Below are 17,019 nucleotides of genomic sequence, written 5' to 3'. Positions count from 1 at the left end.
GAAAATTGGAAAATTGAAAGATTTAGGCACTCCCAAATTTTTCCTTTACACCACTACTCACTATTTTCTACTTACAAAATCTCATGGCTACCCGCTCTTGGTTCTTGCCTCTTGGCTCTTGCTTCTAAATCTTGATACTTTTATCTAGATACTTTTATCTAGATACTAGATACTATTGTTTAATCACCTTGGTAGATCCGGATACGCCGATGCTTTGCTTCTCTGGATTCCCACGGTAGTAGACATTTCCTGAGCCGGAAGCACCTACTGTCAGTGATTCCACTACGCTGATTGCTGTGGTACCCGAACCCGACTTTCCGATTTTTACAGATTCAGCGGTGAAGTTTATTCCTTCAAAATTACCGGAACCGGATTGCCCAATATTGGCTTCTTCAGCCTGACCGCCCTCGATTTTCACTTTTCCTGATCCACTCATTCCGACACTGAGTTTTTGGGCGTTGATTTTTTTAGCTGAGATGCTCCCGGATCCAGAAAGTCCGATTCCAAATGATTCAGCACCAAAATCAGACTTGATCTCCATATTACCTGAGCCACCGTTTCCTACTGATTCCAATTGGCGAACAGTGATAAATACTTTGAGGTCAACGTTTCTGTAATTTCCTTTTTCCAGTTTGATTTCAAGTTTTCCTCTATCGAGATCTGTGATCACTTTACTGAGGTCAAAACTGGAAGACTCCAATCGGATTTCATCCTTGGAGCCTTTGGTGATTTCGACGTCCCAACTCCCACCGTTTTCGATTTTGGTGAATGCGCCCGGGGTTCTGGTTTGAGATCTTTGAGCGAATGCCACTGATCCTATCAGGAACAAGGCAAAAACTAAGGAGGAGAATTTTGAAGTTTTCATGGGATAGTTTTGTGTTAGTTTTCTATTGATTTAAAATGCCAGAGATTGTGCCAAGGTAAAAAACCTCGATACGCGTTCCAGCGTGGGTAATTTCGAAATTGAATTGTCCGAGATACGGCATTTTTGACCGTCAGCGAACGAAATCAGTGATCTGTTTCCGGTTGCAGAAGGCAGTGAGAAGTCGCAGTAGCTTTGGTCTATGGGTACTTTCTTACTTGCTATAATGATAAAAGAGCGAAGCGAATATCCTTTGTGACCTTGAAAAAGGCCAGTTAAACAAGTAATTTCTGAAGTCCGGTTTAAGGTCAAATCTATGAAACCTCTATAGTCTGAAATCCTAACCAGCGGTAGACAGGTCTGTGGAATAACCCTTTGTGTTTCTTTGTGGTCTTTGCGGTAAAGAAAAGCCATTTTTAATTATTCGTTTTTTAAGTAGTCCACAGGATTATTTGCCGCAGTTTTGAAACTCTGATAGCTCACGGTCAACCAAGAAATAGTGATGGAAATGACGCCAGCCATAAGAATCAGAAATAAATCTATCTCTACTCGATAAGCGAAATTAACAAGCCAATAATTGGTCATAAAATAGTAAGCCAAGGGCCCTGCGAATACAAATGCTAGTACAACCAAAAGCGTGAAATCCTTGCTGAGAATCGTGACCAAATGTGCCGTAGATGCTCCCAAAGTTTTGCGTATGCTGATCTCCTTAGATCGTTGTTCGGTGGTGTATGCGGCCAATCCCAGCAATCCCAAACAGGCAATGCTGATAGCCAAAACTGTAAAGATCAGGATGATATTCCCCATTTTCTGTTCGGATTGGAAAAGGGCTTCAAAATTTTGATCCACAAATGAATACTCGAAAGCCGCGCCGTCTGCATGCATTTTCCAAGTTTTCTCTAAAAAGCTGAGCTTGGTTTCTAAATCCCCCGAACCGATTCGGATCGCCATTTCTTGGTTGGGATTTGGTCCTAAAGTCATGATTAAAGGGCGAACCGAAGATTTTAGACTTTCAAAATTGAAGTCCCGAAGTACCCCGATGACTTCCCGCTGAATTGGCTCGTCGTTCACATTCCAAAATCCTGCCAAGCGCTGATTTCCGTCGAGCGTGGTCCAACCCATTTGCTTAAATGCACTTTCGTTAAGAAGTATTGCTCCAGTATCGCTCGGATAATCCCGCGAAAAGAATCGGCCCATGACCAGTTCATATTTCATGGTTTCCAGATGGTCATGGTCCACAAAATTCAGATTGCAAAGGAAGTCCTGATTGGTATCTGAAGTCTTGAAAACCGAGCTCCAATCAATATTTGGTGGGAGTGCATTCGCAAAACTTGCAGACAAAAATCCGGTATTTCCGAGTAGTTCCTGCTTGAAGGCTTCCGCATTATTCCCCAATGATCGGGTATGAAGGAGTTTCAGAACATTTTCTTTTTGGAATCCCAGATCTTTCTCCTGCATATAGTTCAGCTGCTTATACACCACCATACTACTGATGATCAAAGAAATGGAAACAATAAATTGAAAGACAACCAGCCCATTTCTGAAACCAGAACGCTTGACACCATTTCGGATTTTTCCTTTCAAAACTGCCACAGGTGAAAAAGAAGTCAGGTAAAATGCCGGATAAGAGCCTGCCATCATCCCGATCAAAATTATAAACCCTAAATACCCGAGTAGAATCATTGGATTGGCAAATATCTCCAATCCCAAATCTTTTCCTGAAAGTGCATTAAATGGTCGAAGCGCTAGAATAATTAACACCAAAGCGAAAAATCCGGAAACAAAGCTGTAAACCATCGACTCTAACAAAAACTGACCGATCAACCTCCCTTTTCCTGCTCCTACTGATTTACGAACACCCACTTCTTTGGCGCGATTTGCCGAGCGGGCTGTGGCGAGATTCATGAAGTTGATGCAGGCAATCACAATGATGAAAATTGCAATTGCTCCGAAAACATAGAGGTATTGGATATTCCCACCGGGCTTGATTTCTTCACCCAAATCCGAATTTAGATGGATATTAAGAAGTGGTTGCGATATGTACCCAAACTGATTTCCTTGGGCTAGAAACGATTCCAAAGAAATGCCCAAATACTGCTCAATCTCCGGCCCAAAGTATTTTTGGATAAAAGAATCCAATGCGACTTTGACATTTTCAGGATTGCTTTGAGGATGGATTCTGTAATAAGTATAAAGATTGTTGGAGGACCATTGCAGGTCTTTCATATACGCCCAGCTTTCGCCCGAGAGGATCATATTAAAGTCCAGGTGGGAATTATGAGGCGGATCTTCAACTACCCCTGAAACCTCAGTTGCCTTTTTATCAGGACCCCTGAAAATTACTTTTCCGATGGCCTCTTCATCCCCAAAATATTTCTTGGCCACTGTCTCTGTCAATACTATTTTGTCTGTACCAGAAAGTGCAGTGTTGGGATCTCCCTGTAGCATTTCAAACCCGAAAAAGTCAAAGAAATTAGATTCAGCCACCAGCATCATCGGTTCAGTGAAGGTTTTATTTTCGTATCGGATCGGCATGGTGCGGAATGCACCCAAACGAATGGCATCTGCTACTTCGGGAACTTCATCCTTCAAAGCCTGAGCCATTGGCGAAGGCGACAAGGCCATGTTAAATTCATTACCATTCATTTTTCCCTGCATATTGACCCTATAGGTCAATTCGCCATGCGGATGAAACTTGTCGTAACTCAGTTCATCAACGATAAAAATGATAATAAGAATACTGGCAGCCATTCCAAGACTAAGTCCAAGAATGTTGATCGCTGAATAAAACTTGTTTTTGATCAGGGTTCGGTAGGTGATTTTGAAATAGCTCTTGAGCATAAGGTGGCTGGAGGAAAAGTGTTGGCTTAGTTTCTACTCCTTGGATGCAGACTTCTTGAAACTGGTTGCATGGATCTTTGGAGAAATTTTAGGGAGTTTTAAAAAACCTAAAGAAGCATAGACCACCCTAAAAATGCTGAGCGTAAAAAATGAATAAAACAAAAGAAATATTTAAAATAAATTTATATTTTTTCATCTCAAAGTCTTGAGATTTAGAACAATAGCAAGTAATTTTTCCTACATTTTTTAGCGTCATGTTTTATTTAATTTCTTTTTAAGCTATTGGTCGGCATTGTGAGGCTGTTCATTAAAGTGTGTCTGCTAAATTCACACGAGATGAGAAAAAAACAGACGATTGAGGATTTATTGAATGATCCCAAAATGAATGAACGACTAAAAGAGCAGCTCTACAGCAAAAAAAGCTTATCGAATCCTTAAAGGTCAAAATACCTTTGTGAATTTTTTCAACCAGAAAATCTCTATTGGGGATGTTTTTGAAATGGATAAGAGAAACCATCGGAAAGTAATGAATGTCTTTGATTTCATATCCCGGGAAGGAATCGAGGACAAAATTGAATACGGCCCGAAAAGTGAGTTTGAGTTTATATCGAAAAGCAATTTCAACCTAGAGTTTTCCAATCAACAAAACAGCAGCCCAATATTAGCCCATCAGGCTAATATTACCTTTTCGAGGGCAAAATCGGTGTATTGCAAATTGGAGAATTTAAGGCATGCTTTTTTGCCCATTGCCTATATAGAAGAAGAACTGAGGGCTCTTTGGGAAAAAATGGGATACGACAAAGGTGCTCGGAAAAAGCATTTTCACTTTGTAAGTGAGGTGTTTGAGGCCGAATTAGGAATTTTACTCTACAGCAGATCGGCGAATACTTCCGCCAAATTTATTTGCAATTCAAAGGCCCCTCTCCTTGAGGATACGGACTTACTTAAAAATGAAATTGACATCAAGGCAGATTCTAGCCAATTGATGAAATTAAATTTGAAAGAGCCATTCACCCCCTTCTATAAAACCCTCCGGCAGAATGGAAGTGGGAGATTTGAGTATTTGTAGGATCAAAAATCAGATTTTCGACGCTTTTGATATCAAATCGATTCGAATAAAAATTGAATATGTATGTACGGGACTTTGCCAGTAGCTTTTGAATAGACTTAAAATTACCTAAAAACACCAAAAGTTAGGCTTCATCGGACATCGGACACCCGACATCCGGCCCAAATGAGTCATTAAATTTGCTTACTGGCAGAATAGCGTATAATCATATTATTTATTTTGATTATCCGCAATTCTACCAGTTTGCTAAAATTGAAATTGCAAAAAGCGGATAATCGTCGACAGACGACCTTCCACAGTCCACAGCTCGTCTCATCGGACTTCTATCCTTATTTCCTATGGCTACTGGCAAGAAAGCGGACATACAGATTATTTATAATCAATTTGAAAAAATGTTTTGTTAGTCCCTAAAGACATAGCATTTAATCAAGGTAAAAAAAAGGGACCTGAATGATCCCTTTTCCTTTATTAGGCTCAATTCCACCCTCCACCCAAAGCCCGATAAAGCTGAACTTGAGACTGAAGTCGGGAAGCTTTCAGATCCGCCAATTCGATGGCCGATTCCAAGGCACGGCTTTGGGCATTGATTACTTCCAAGTAATTGGCGTATCCCACAGAAAAAAGCGTATTGGAATTGTTAATCGATCGCTGCAAAACCAATACTTCTTTTTCCTTCAATTCCAGCTGATTCTCGAAAGTTCTAATCTGATTGACCAAATCCAAGACTTCCAAATAAGCATTGAGCGTACGTTTTTCATAGTCAAGCAATGCAATCTGTTGATGCGTTTTAGCCAAGTCAAATTCAGTTTGAATCTGCCGTCTATTGAAAATCGGCAAAGCAAGACCCGCTCCAAATTGGTACATCGTAGAAGCCGGATTGAAGAACAATTTGGAAAATTCAAAGGCATTGAATCCTGCCATCCCAAAGAGATTGATGGAAGGATAGAAAGCAGCTTTAGCAACAGAAACGTCAAATTTGGTAGCCTGAAGGCTATATTCGGCTTCCTTCACATCAGGACGGTATTGGAGCAGCTGAGCAGGAAGGCCTATTTCCAATACACTTGGTCTTTCCACTGCACTGTCCAATTCGATTCGATCCAAAGGTATTTCTATTGTACCCACCAGTCGAGTTAATCCATATTCTGACGTTTTCTGTTCACGAAGCTTTGCCTCCAACAGGGATTTGGAGTTCAAAACCAATGCTTCAAATTGATCAATTGCCAATTGATTGGCTCTTCCTCCTTCTTTCAACTCTGTGATAAGTTCCAAGGCCAATTCTTGAAGTATAATATTCTCATTCAAGACCTGAATTTCAGCATCAATCGCCAATAGTTCGTAGTAGGTACTTGCCACTTCCGACACCAACCAGGTTTGGACACTTTTTGAAAATTCCTCTGATGCCAAATAGCGGGAAACAGCTGCCCGTTTACGGTTTCTCAGCTTGCCCCATACATCCAATTCCCATTCAAAACTTGTTCCGATAATAAAATCCTTGTAAGGATCCGGAATACGCTTATCTTCAGGAACTGCCAAAGAAAGGTTGGAATCAAAATTACCGACTCCATCCATGGTGTATTCACCGAACTTACGTTGAGAGGCACCTGCCATACCTGAGACAGACGGTAAAACTCCAGCCTTGGCTGCCAAAAGAGAAGCTCGGGCTGCATTGATGCGTTGTAAGGTCATCAGATTATCCTGATTATGAGTCAGGGCACTACCGATCAAGGTCTTCAATCGGGGATCTCTGAAGTAATTCTCCCAAGAAATCTGTGCAATAGAGGCAGCGGTATCAATATCTGTCCCATTAAATTCGGCAGGAAACTGAATCGAAGATTCAAGTTGGGATACCTCACTTACCTTACACCCTGAAGCCACAATCAGCCCAAGGAGTAATAAAGAAGTTATATTTTTCATTTGTATATGTCTTGTTCTTCAAAAGGCCTAACTGTGGATATCGGGAAAATCTCACAATTGACCAAACCCTTAAAATTAGAAGGGTTTGATCTATGCTTGGTTTTATGCGTGGACTTCCTGATTAAATGGTATGGTTTGTAGCTTTTTAGCCTTTTTCTCTTTGAGTCGGGAATCGATGGTTTCAAACACCACATACAACCCCGGAATAAGGAATATCCCTATTACAGTTCCTATAAGCATCCCGCCGGCTGCTGCAGTTCCGATGGTACGGTTACCGATCGCACCTGCACCTGAAGCGATAGTCAAAGGAATCAGACCACAGATGAAAGCAAAAGAGGTCATCAGGATAGGCCGAAGACGCTCCACCCCACCATTGATCGCACTTTGAAGGATAGAAATTCCCTTATTTCGGTTCTGAATCGCAATCTCGATGATCAGGATGGCATTTTTTCCTAGCAAACCGATGAGCATGACAAGAGAAACCTGTGCATAGATGTCGTTTTGAAGACCTACCAGCCAAAGGAAGAAATAGGAACCGAAAATCCCTGCAGGAAGTGACAAAATCACTGGTAAAGGAAGCATGTAGCTTTCGTATTGCGCAGCAAGCAGCAGGTATACAAAAACCAGACAGATTAGGAAAATGTAAACCGCTTGGTTACCTGAGGCAATCTGCTCTCTGGTAATTCCGGACCAGTCAATGTCATACCCTCTAGGCAATACTTCTGCCGCTACTTCCTCTACAGCTTTAATCGCATCACCTGAAGAATAACCAGAAGCGGCATCCCCTGAAATCAAGGCGGAAGTAAACATGTTGTATCGGGTCAATTGCTCCGGGCCATAGACACGTTCAAGGCTTACAAAGTTGGAGTAAGGCACCATTTCCCCATCCTTATTTTTCGCATACATATCTAAAATAGACTCGGGAGATGTTCTGTATTCCGGAGAAGCCTGAATCATGACCTTATACATCATACCATAGCGAATGAAATTGGAAGCGTAATAAGAACCGATGTAGCTCTGAAGCGTCTCCATCGCATCATTGACAGAAATGCCAAGCTTGGCTGCCTTGTCGTGATCTACACTCAACAAGAATTGAGGAAAACTCAGGTCAAAATTGGTAAAGGCTCCATTGATTTCCGGACGGTCATTGAGTGCTTGGATAAATTCCTCATTCACCCGTGACATATTATCCAAATCAGCCCCGGATTGATCCTGAAGCCGAAGTTCAAAACCTGATGCATTACCAAATCCCGGAACAGGCGGAGGAGCCAAAAACTGAATTTCAGCACCTTTTATATGGGAAGTCCGCTCTGCATAATCTGCCATCAAAGCATTCACATCCATTTTTCTATTGTCCCAAGGTGCCAAGTTAATCATACCCATGCCGTAGGAAGCACCAGCAGTTTCAGTCAATAGAGAATATCCCGCCAAGGTAGACACCGTCTCCACTTCTTCCAGTGGAAGCAAAGCTGCCTGCACTTGATTCATGATTTCTGAGGTCCGGTCCACCGTAGCGCCTGGAGGAGTAGTCACGTTGATATAAATCATTCCTTGATCTTCATTCGGAATAAATCCGGTTGGAACAATCGAAAGCATCCCATATGTCAGTACAAAAAACAATACCAGAGCTCCAAAAGTTATAGACTTTCGGTTGGCAATACTTTTTATCACACCCAGATATTTTCCCGCAAGGGCATCGTATTTGGCATTAAAGCCATTGAAAAACTTCTGAAGTGCATTTTCATGTCCCTTTTCTGCATGATGCACCGGCTTGAGCATCATGGCACAAAGTGCTGGGGAGAGGGTCAAGGCATTGATTCCCGAGATTACGATTGCAATTGCTAAAGTCAGGGAAAACTGACGGTAGAAAATCCCCACCGGACCGGAAAGGAAACTCACCGGAATAAATACTGCAGACATAACAAGGGTAATGGCTACAATCGCTCCTCCGATTTCTTTCATCGCTGCGATGGTAGCATCAAGCGCGTTCATCTTCAGTTCATGCATTTTTACGTGTACGGCTTCCACGACCACAATGGCATTATCCACCACAATACCGATGGACAGAACCAAAGCAAAAAGGGTAAGCAAGTTGATCGAGAAACCAAACAGCTGCATAAAAAAGAGGGTACCCACCAAGGAAACCGGTACTGCAATGGCCGGGATCAGGGTAGATCTGAAATCCTGCAAGAACAAGAATACCACAATGAATACCAGCAAAAAGGCCTCAATCAAGGTTTTCATCACTTCATAAATCGAAGCATCCAAAAATCGGCTGACATCATACGACACATTGAAAGTCATCCCGGGAGGAAAAGAAGATTCCTCAATCTCTTCCATCTTAGTTTTGATATTGGAAATTACCTCTCGGGCATTGGAACCCGGACGTTGCTTGATCATGATGGAAGCGGAGGGCTTTCCGTCGGTCATAGAAACCATGGAATATTCCAAAGCATCAAATTCGATATCTGCCACATCCTTCAACTTCAACAGAGAACCGTCAGGCAAAGCTTTTAGCGTGATATTTCTATATTGTTCCTCTTGATTGAATTTTCCCGTGTACTTCAAAACATACTGCAAGGCTTGGGGATCCCGGTCAGAAGAGATACCGGATTTACCGGGAGCCGCTTCTACGTTTTGAGCACGAATGGCTTCAGTCACATCCTGAGGAGAAAGATCATAAGCAGCCAATCGGTCAGGCTTCAACCAAACCCGCATCGCGTAGTCCTTCATACCCATGATTTCGGCACGACCTACTCCATCGATTCGCTTCAACTCTGGAAGGATATTGATATCAGCAAAGTTGTACACAAATTTTTCATCCTGAGCAGAATCAGAAGAAGTCAGGTTGAGGTAAAGAAGCATGGAGTTTACTTCCTTTTCCGTCTGCACCCCTGCACGGATTACTTCCTCGGGAAGTTCATCCAAAACAGTCGCCACACGGTTTTGTACGTTTACAGCAGCCTGATCGGGATCAGTTCCTACCTTAAAGACGATGTTGATCAGTGAAATACCGTCGTTGGTATTGACAGAAGTCATGTACTCCATCCCCGGGACTCCGTTGATGGCGCGCTCAAGTGGAGTAGCTACTGCTTTTGCCAATACTTCCGCATTGGCACCTGTATATCGGGCTGTTACCGTCACGGCAGGCGGCACGATATCAGGAAACTGGGTGATCGGAAGCGAAGTCAGCGCCAAAATACCCAGCAAAGTAATGAACACAGAAATGACGGTGGAGAGAATCGGTCTCCTGATAAATAATTCCAGCATGTTTTGGGTAAGTTATAGGGTCAGATCAACGGGGGCCTAGAAAATCGGGATACACGTCAGCTGCCGCCACAGACTGAGGAACCACCTTTGTTCCGTCTTTCACCTGTTGAATGCCTTCAAAAACAATCCTATCACCTGGCTCAAATCCTTCTGCTATGTAAAAGTTCTTGTATCGATGAATCGGCTTGAAGCTTCTCACTTTCACTGTGTCTTCCTTATCAACTACATACACATAAGTGAAATCCTGGATTTCGAAAGTGGATTTTTGAGGGATCAAAAATACCTGATCCAATTTAGACATCATCTGGATTTTACCGGAGGCACCGTGCTTGATCAAATTATCAGGATTCGGGAATCGCACGCGGAAACCGATCGAACCTGTCCCTGATTCTATATCTCCTTCGGTTGTCTCAAGCTTTCCCTTATGAGGGTACATTTCCCCGTCAGATAGGAATAAAGTCAACTTTTCTGAAAAAGCATCTGCTCCGCCCTCAATTTTATTTCGCATAAAGGTTAGGTATTCGTTTTCGTTAACCTTGTAATAAGCAAAGACCGAAGAAATGTCGGTAATGGAAGTCAATAGGTCATTTTCAGTCACCAAGCTTCCGGTTTTATGTGGAATGCGGTCCACAATTCCATCAAATGGCGCTTTTACCGTGGTGTAAGAAAGGCCGGTTTGGGCATTCTTTAGCATGGATTCTGCCTCTGCGATTTGGGAGTCAGCCACTGCTTTTTTAGATTTCGCCAGTTCAAGTTCAGATGGAGAAATGATCTTTTTATTGACCAAAATCTCAAGACGCTCAATCTCTACCTTTGAAGCAGACTGCTCTGCTTTTGCTCCTGCCAAATTCGCCCTAGCAGAGTTCACCATTTCGCTGTATTCTGTGGAGGAAAGCTGAAAAAGGGTTTGTCCTTTCTTCACATATTGACCTTCATCCACAAAAATACGATCTACAAATCCGGCGACTTTGGAACGAACTTCAACAAACTGTATTGCCTGAATATCAGCAATATAGGTTTGTGGAACTTCCACAGACTGAGGCTGCAATTCCAATACAGGAATATTTAGCACCTCTTTTTCTATTTTATTTTTTGAATTTCCTTTAGTACAAGAAGACAATGTTCCTCCAAAAACCATTAGGGACATCAGGGGAATATACAGAGTTATAACAAATGTTTTCACTCCGGAAAACACAGTGAGTTTTTCAGTTTTCATAAGTTTAGAGATAAATAATATAGAGCGACATCAGGGCTATTGTCTGATGATAAAAAAGGAAGGTGAAAAATTCGGTCAGGGGGCGTTGACCTGGATGGTATACTGAATGAGTTGTTTTAAATATTTATCAATATGAATTTCACAATAGGATTTAGCAATTCTACAAGTCAGAAAAATCAGACCGTGTATTTCGACCTTATCAAATTCTCGGTCATCCTTTATTCTTTGTGAAGAATTTGAAGTAGACCTAACCCTAGCTTCAGCAGGGATTAAATCAGAAGAATCAAACTGAAAAACACCCAATGTTTCAGTTTGTAAATCTGCTTTCGAATAGTGGCTAATTCCAGATAATTCGGGAGTATTGTCCCCAACAGTATAGGCACCATGACAGATAAAGAAAAGAGCAAACCTTAAGAACCATTTCATATTTTCAATCGCCGGAATAAGGTGTATACGGTTGTTGGGCTATTGTCGGACATAGATTCTATAAATCAATCCGACAACTGTACACAAAGTAAATTAGTTCCCAATTGATTATCATTATTTTGTCGAGTAGTTAAGTGGGATTTCACCCCAAACCTCTCACAGCACCGTGCGTGATAGTCTCTCCGCCGCGGCGGACGCTTCCAAAGTCAGGGTTCCTGTTTTTACCAAGAGTTGGTGGTACCAATTGCCAGTGGGCGAAGAGATTTGGCTTTCCTCAGTAGACCTTTTCCAGCCACCTGATCGCTTTTCTTTTACCCATTCTCCGTTTCTGAGCCATCTTCCACTCTATCAGTTTCCTTTTCAGCCAATACCATAATCCTACCGTTGTCCATCCGTTGTCCATCCGTTGTCCATCCGTTGTCCATCCGTTGTCCATTTGTGAAACTTGAAGTAATAGTTAATCCGTATCCCCCCGAGAAACTTCATATTTTCTGATTTGACTTGAACCCATAGGTTTGTTTAAAAAGACAAACCGATGAAAAGAGCGAGTCAACAAGAAATGGAAGCGATGGTAGCTTCCTTCAAATCCAGTGGTTTTACCCAACGTGAATTCTGTCAGCGGGGGAATATCAAGCTGCCCACGTTCTCCTACTGGTACCGGAAAGTAGGAGCCGGAGCTACGCCTATCTCATCCGGTTTTACCGAAGTGACCCCTACTTTGCCTTCTGACGGTCTTGAGGCAGTCTATCCCAATGGGGTGAGGATACGGGGCATCCAGGACCTTTCACTGCTTCAACTGCTGGTCAAGCTGTAAGATGTTTGCCTTGGGATCTTCGCACCGGTTCTTTCTTTTCGGCGGGGCGGTGGACATGCGGAAAGGTTTTGACGGACTCTGCGGTCTGATCCGCAATTCACTGGATCGGGATCCGCTGTCCGGGGAAGTGTACATTTTCCTAAACCGCAGCCGTACCCTGGTCAAGCTGCTCCACTGGGAAGCCGGAGGACTGGTGATCTACTACAAGCGTCTGGAAAAAGGCAATTTCCGGCCTCCCGAAGGAATGGAAGGTGGCGGTAAACTCCCGTGGAGTTCACTGGTGCTGATAGTCGAGGGCATCCGGATTCTGGAATCCCGCCAGCTTCCCGGATTTACCGTACCCTGAGAATTTTTTTTCAGGGTTTTTACCCCTTTTTTATCGACCGCCGTTCAGGTTTTTGGATGTGAAACAGGCTCCCGTGGCAACGGGACGACCTTTTGTGCGGTAAGTCAAAAATCAGCCCTGATGGGTTGTTTATCCACGGTTTGTGTGGGAAACCAATGCTTTGACCGCTTCTTCCGGGGTATTATTTTCGGTGTATGAACAAACCCCTGGACAAGCTCTCCACTGCCGAACTCATCGCCCTGTTGGGCGAGCGGGAAAAGGAGCTGGATTCCAAGGATCAGCGCATCGAAAAGCTGGAAGGGCCGAACAGGCACTGGTCTTTATCGGAAAACTCTATGAGATCGAGGCCCATTGCAGGGAAAAGAAGCTAACTCCAAAAGACAGAAAAGCTTATCGGCTGGACAAGGCCCTGCCTGTATTGGAAGCCTTCTCCAAATGGCTGACTGAAAACTATGCCCAGACACTTCCAAAAAGTGCCATCGGTAAAGCAATGGCCTATACCATGTCCAGATGGAAAGAGCTGTCAAACTACCTCATGGACGGGGTACTTGAAATCGACAACAATCCCGTCGAGAACAAAATCAGACCCGTAGCCCTGGGACGGAAAAACTACCTGTTCGCAGGATCGCACAATGCAGCTCAGCGGGCAGCGATGATCTATTCTTTTTTTGCCATGTGTAAAACCGAAGAGGTAAACCCACAGTAATGGCTCAAATACGTCTTCGACAATATTATGGACACAAACATCCATAAAATACACGAACTCCTGCCCAAAAAATAATAAATTGTTCCTAGAAAAAAATCAGTCTAAGTGATAATGTACTTGGCCGGGTGGATACATCGTAAACAATACCACTACCATGAAAAATGAAATTTCCGATAGCTGGTATGAAGATTTCTTTAAGGGAATCAATTGTGAAATTTGGGAAAAAGCAATCCCAATTGATCTAACACTTCAGGAGGTTGATTTTTTATTAAGTGAATTAAACCTCCAGCCAGGTCAATCTATACTTGACATACCTTGCGGCAATGGTAGACATGCCATTGAACTTGCAAAAAGAGGCTATCATGTCACTGGTGTGGACATTTCTGAGAAATTTATTTCTAGTCTTTCCGATAAAATTAATTCCAGCGGTCTGGATATTAAAGTAATTCAAGCTGATATTCTTTCTGTTCGGCTGAATACGTCGTTTTCAGCAGCCATTTGCATGGGAAATAGCTTCGGGTATTTCTCCATTGAAAAGATGAGCTTATTTGTCGAAAAGGTATCTGCTTGCCTTATGCCAGGTTCAAAATTTATAATAAACTCGGGTATGGTAGCTGAAAGCATATTACCAAATTTCCTGAACTACGCTCAAAATAAATCTTATACAGTTGATACTATCTCAATGGAGGTCACCAACACCTATTTTGCCGATGAAGGTTACATGACAAGTGACCTTCTCTATAAAAAGGAAGGAAGATCTGAGGAGCATTCATTTAAGCACTATGTATTTACTTTAGGAGAAGTAATTCGGCTCCTGCAATTACATGGGTTGCGTACAATTGCAACTTACAGTTCAACAACCAAAACGAATTTTAAACTTGGTGACCGGCAAGTTTACATCGTTGCTGAGAAAGAGGGGTGAGCAAGGGAGTTGGTAAATGTATTGAACACGAAACTCCATTTTTCAATTAAGGAAATCCCCCAAAACCGAGAATAGATTGGCGCAGGCCTTGGCCTGGTTTTCCTTTTCCCTGATTCTACACCTTACCAAATTATTCCCAATGTGAATAGATTATTCCCGTTTTTTTGATCCCTTGGACCCTCGCAAACCTAATCCTTGCTCAATTAGGCAGACAAATTCAACTTTGGCACGGGATTAAAAGCATAAATTACAACAAACTCAAAAAAACACATGAACAATATTTTCAAGGCTTTGATCGCAGGTTATGGTGCCAAAAAACTCGGTGGCGGTTGCATCAGTACCATTGTAGTTTTTGCGGTCATTTGGTTTCTCTTAGGCCAATGCAGCTGAAAAATCACTAAATCATCTCTGATTTGGCAATAAAAAGGACCGGTATCCCAAACAAGTTTTGGTTCCTTCCTACCTGAAATATGCTCAGGAAATCCTAGGATGGCCTTTAACTGCCTCCCATCTGAGAGTGGTAATGGCATTAGGTCAGGCCTAGTTTTCAGATTGCCAATACTCGAACGATCGAAACGTTCAGCCAATAAAAAATTGGTTTGGATATCTAGTCGGGACAGACAAACCACTCCTGGCATCCAGCATATATATTATTAAATAATCTGCCAATACCTGACCCGGATTTTTTTAAACCTTACTCTTTACCTAAACTTCGAGGCAAAGAATGAAAACCTCAACAGCTTGTAGGATATCCCAAACCCTTGGATAAGTTTTTTTGGAGCGGAATTTGCAATTGAACACTACTCCTTTGATAATTGATCGGTTTGAAAACATTGGAGATACCAGATCATTTGAAAACTTAGTATTTTTCGCGATGTCAGACTTCTCCCTCCACCTCCTTGATATTTTCTTTTTTTCCTTCCACACTATTTTCATTCTGTTCAATATTTTCGGATGGCTGGTCCCACGCTGGCGTTTGCTGAACCTGTCCACATTAGCGCTGACGGCATTTTCGTGGTTCATCCTTGGAATTTGGTATGGTTGGGGATATTGTTTCTGCACGGACTGGCATTGGGAAGTCCGTGAGTTGTTGGGTTATCAAAATCTGTCAGATTCCTACATCCATTTCCTTATTCTGAAATTGACAGGAATAAATTTGCCTACACATCTGGTAGATACAGGCACAGCCCTAGTATTTTTCAGTGCCCTTTTTTGCAGCATTTTTCTGAATTTGAAAAATTGGTGGTATGGCTACAAAAAAGGGAATAAATGAAAATCATCCCGTATCCTCGCCTGGGTAAAGCATTGTCCTAATGCCGAATAAAATCACAAAAAAAACCATTTAATTCAAAAATGGGCGGAATACGAAAAAGGGATTTTAAAAAAACGTACGGAAATCTCCGGACGACCAAAAAATAGCAGCGCATCCAAGGCTAATGGATTTGACAAATCTTTTTCTTCCGGTGATTTCACCAAGTTGGCAAAGGCGAATTCAAGCATTTCAGCTTTTATCACTTCCAAAAGCTCATTGAAAAACACTTTCGGTGCAATTGCTTTCATCCCGCCATGGACAATTTTTCTTTCCTGGGGATTTAATGCAGGAACGATAAACCTAAACCATCTCAGGATTTTTTCAGGAGTAAAGGAAGACAGGATCCTGTGATGCTGGACAATTAATTCTTCATCTGTAAAATTGGCCCAAATGGCTTTTAGAACCTCCCTCTCCTCCATAAGCATGTGGGCAAGGTATTTCGAATGGAAGTCGGATATATCTAAAAAGAAATCCAAAAATTCAGTGGGAGTACTCTCGACCGATAACTGCTCCGCCTTCTTGTCCAGCTTGGTAATTATTGCTTCCAGAAATTCATGCCCAAATACATTCCCTCCCCCTATATTCAGCTTCCGGGAAGAGTACCTCATATGGGAGTTCATTGGATAAATCCCTTAAGTCCAGAACTTGCAGGTGAAACCTTTACCAGAACTTTTATAGATGGCACTTACAAGGAGAAAGTGGCATTTATGGAGCCGATGATCACCTTGGATTATATCAAGAGCAAACCAAGCCATCTGGATGAAATTCCTCTACCCACACATTTTCAGGTATACGGCTTCTATCCTTCCAAATACAGGGTGAGCTATAATCCAAGTAGAAAAGAATACCTGATTATGTTAACAGATTTTTCATTTAAAATGGCAGACGAGTAATCGCCTGACATATTTCTTGAATATCAATCCCCGGGCAATTCCGGGGATTTTTTTGTTATTGAATTTAGCTTTCAAACCCGAACTGCGGCCGGAGTCTTTGTGTCCGGACAGACCCTGGCAAATTGAATATTTTGGTTAAGATTCAAATCTCTCTGCTAATGGATTGATCCCCCATCGCTGGATAAATTTGGGGAAGTTTTGAACTTGTACTCAATCAAGGCTAGGTCACTTGTTTACATAACTTAGCGATTTTTGAATTTAACGAATCAAACAATGATTTTTTCAACCCTTAGAAATTCAAAAAAAAGATCAAAACATCTTATTTTAAATTAAATCTAAACTTTCCGGTTTGAAACTCTCATTTTCAGATCTATATAAAAAAATGGTTTCTGACATCTCGAATAAGTTTATCCTTATTGAATTTTCCT

General features: G+C 42.1%; 15 protein-coding genes. 8 read left to right on the top strand and 7 right to left on the bottom strand.

The window, feature by feature from the left end; all coding sequences use genetic code 11:
• Positions 1-172: 172 nt before the first annotated feature.
• Positions 173-865, bottom strand: coding sequence for a head GIN domain-containing protein (locus BLQ81_RS08610; RefSeq protein WP_092729551.1), 693 nt, complete (start codon positions 863-865; stop codon positions 173-175).
• 417 nt (positions 866-1,282) lie between these two features.
• Complete coding sequence (locus BLQ81_RS08605; protein ID WP_092729550.1) at positions 1,283-3,703, bottom strand: ABC transporter permease; 2,421 nt, start codon at positions 3,701-3,703, stop codon at positions 1,283-1,285.
• A gap of 454 nt (positions 3,704-4,157) precedes the next feature.
• On the opposite strand from BLQ81_RS08605, the gene BLQ81_RS08600 reads away from it, so the two are divergent.
• A complete protein-coding gene (locus BLQ81_RS08600; RefSeq protein ID WP_139183596.1) occupies positions 4,158-4,772 on the top strand; it encodes a hypothetical protein in 615 nt (204 codons plus the stop codon).
• 474 nt (positions 4,773-5,246) lie between these two features.
• Here the strand turns inward: BLQ81_RS08600 and BLQ81_RS08595 are convergent, their stop codons facing one another.
• The 4 genes from BLQ81_RS08595 to BLQ81_RS08580 all read right to left on the bottom strand — a co-directional run bounded on the left by BLQ81_RS08595 (position 5,247) and on the right by BLQ81_RS08580 (position 11,598).
• On the bottom strand, positions 5,247-6,686 hold the full coding sequence (locus tag BLQ81_RS08595; protein WP_092729548.1) for a TolC family protein: 1,440 nt from the start codon (positions 6,684-6,686) through the stop codon (positions 5,247-5,249).
• Between the two features lie 102 nt (positions 6,687-6,788).
• Positions 6,789-9,956, bottom strand: a complete 3,168-nt coding sequence (locus tag BLQ81_RS08590) for an efflux RND transporter permease subunit (protein ID WP_092729547.1) — start codon at positions 9,954-9,956, stop codon at positions 6,789-6,791.
• A 25-nt stretch (positions 9,957-9,981) separates the two neighbouring features.
• On the bottom strand, positions 9,982-11,172 hold the full coding sequence (locus BLQ81_RS08585) for an efflux RND transporter periplasmic adaptor subunit (RefSeq protein ID WP_245693213.1): 1,191 nt from the start codon (positions 11,170-11,172) through the stop codon (positions 9,982-9,984).
• A 75-nt stretch (positions 11,173-11,247) separates the two neighbouring features.
• Positions 11,248-11,598: a hypothetical protein gene (locus tag BLQ81_RS08580; RefSeq protein ID WP_092729546.1), complete on the bottom strand. Its 351-nt coding sequence runs from the start codon at positions 11,596-11,598 to the stop codon at positions 11,248-11,250.
• A 166-nt stretch (positions 11,599-11,764) separates the two neighbouring features.
• Between BLQ81_RS08580 and BLQ81_RS21965 the strand changes: the two genes are divergently transcribed.
• The 6 genes from BLQ81_RS21965 to BLQ81_RS08555 all read left to right on the top strand — a co-directional run bounded on the left by BLQ81_RS21965 (position 11,765) and on the right by BLQ81_RS08555 (position 15,659).
• Positions 11,765-11,974, top strand: coding sequence for a hypothetical protein (locus BLQ81_RS21965; protein WP_139183595.1), 210 nt, complete (start codon positions 11,765-11,767; stop codon positions 11,972-11,974).
• Between the two features lie 159 nt (positions 11,975-12,133).
• Positions 12,134-12,412: an IS66 family insertion sequence element accessory protein TnpA gene (gene tnpA, locus BLQ81_RS08575; RefSeq protein WP_092729545.1), complete on the top strand. Its 279-nt coding sequence runs from the start codon at positions 12,134-12,136 to the stop codon at positions 12,410-12,412.
• 10 nt (positions 12,413-12,422) lie between these two features.
• Positions 12,423-12,758 (top strand): IS66 family insertion sequence element accessory protein TnpB, encoded by a 336-nt coding sequence (gene tnpB / locus BLQ81_RS08570; protein WP_217636658.1) that lies wholly within the window; start codon positions 12,423-12,425, stop codon positions 12,756-12,758.
• 142 nt (positions 12,759-12,900) lie between these two features.
• Positions 12,901-13,464: an IS66 family transposase gene (locus BLQ81_RS08565; RefSeq protein WP_092729543.1), complete on the top strand. Its 564-nt coding sequence runs from the start codon at positions 12,901-12,903 to the stop codon at positions 13,462-13,464.
• 154 nt (positions 13,465-13,618) lie between these two features.
• Complete coding sequence (locus BLQ81_RS08560; protein WP_092729542.1) at positions 13,619-14,386, top strand: SAM-dependent methyltransferase; 768 nt, start codon at positions 13,619-13,621, stop codon at positions 14,384-14,386.
• Positions 14,387-15,260: 874 nt separating this feature from the next.
• The gene (locus BLQ81_RS08555; RefSeq protein ID WP_092729625.1) at positions 15,261-15,659 is read left to right on the top strand and encodes a DUF2784 domain-containing protein; all 399 of its coding nucleotides are present in this window, start codon (positions 15,261-15,263) and stop codon (positions 15,657-15,659) included.
• A gap of 74 nt (positions 15,660-15,733) precedes the next feature.
• On the opposite strand, the gene BLQ81_RS08550 is transcribed toward BLQ81_RS08555, so the two are convergent.
• The gene (locus BLQ81_RS08550) at positions 15,734-16,306 is read right to left on the bottom strand and encodes a hemerythrin domain-containing protein (RefSeq protein ID WP_092729541.1); all 573 of its coding nucleotides are present in this window, start codon (positions 16,304-16,306) and stop codon (positions 15,734-15,736) included.
• Here BLQ81_RS08550 and BLQ81_RS08545 point away from each other — a divergent pair, their 5' ends adjacent.
• Positions 16,307-16,591: a hypothetical protein gene (locus tag BLQ81_RS08545; protein ID WP_092729540.1), complete on the top strand. Its 285-nt coding sequence runs from the start codon at positions 16,307-16,309 to the stop codon at positions 16,589-16,591.
• Positions 16,592-17,019 lie beyond the last annotated feature (428 nt).

The sequence above is a fragment of the Algoriphagus alkaliphilus genome (genome assembly GCF_900103735.1).
Classification (GTDB): Bacteria; Bacteroidota; Bacteroidia; order Cytophagales; family Cyclobacteriaceae; genus Algoriphagus; species Algoriphagus alkaliphilus.
This window is presented reverse-complemented; position numbering and strand designations above follow the sequence as displayed.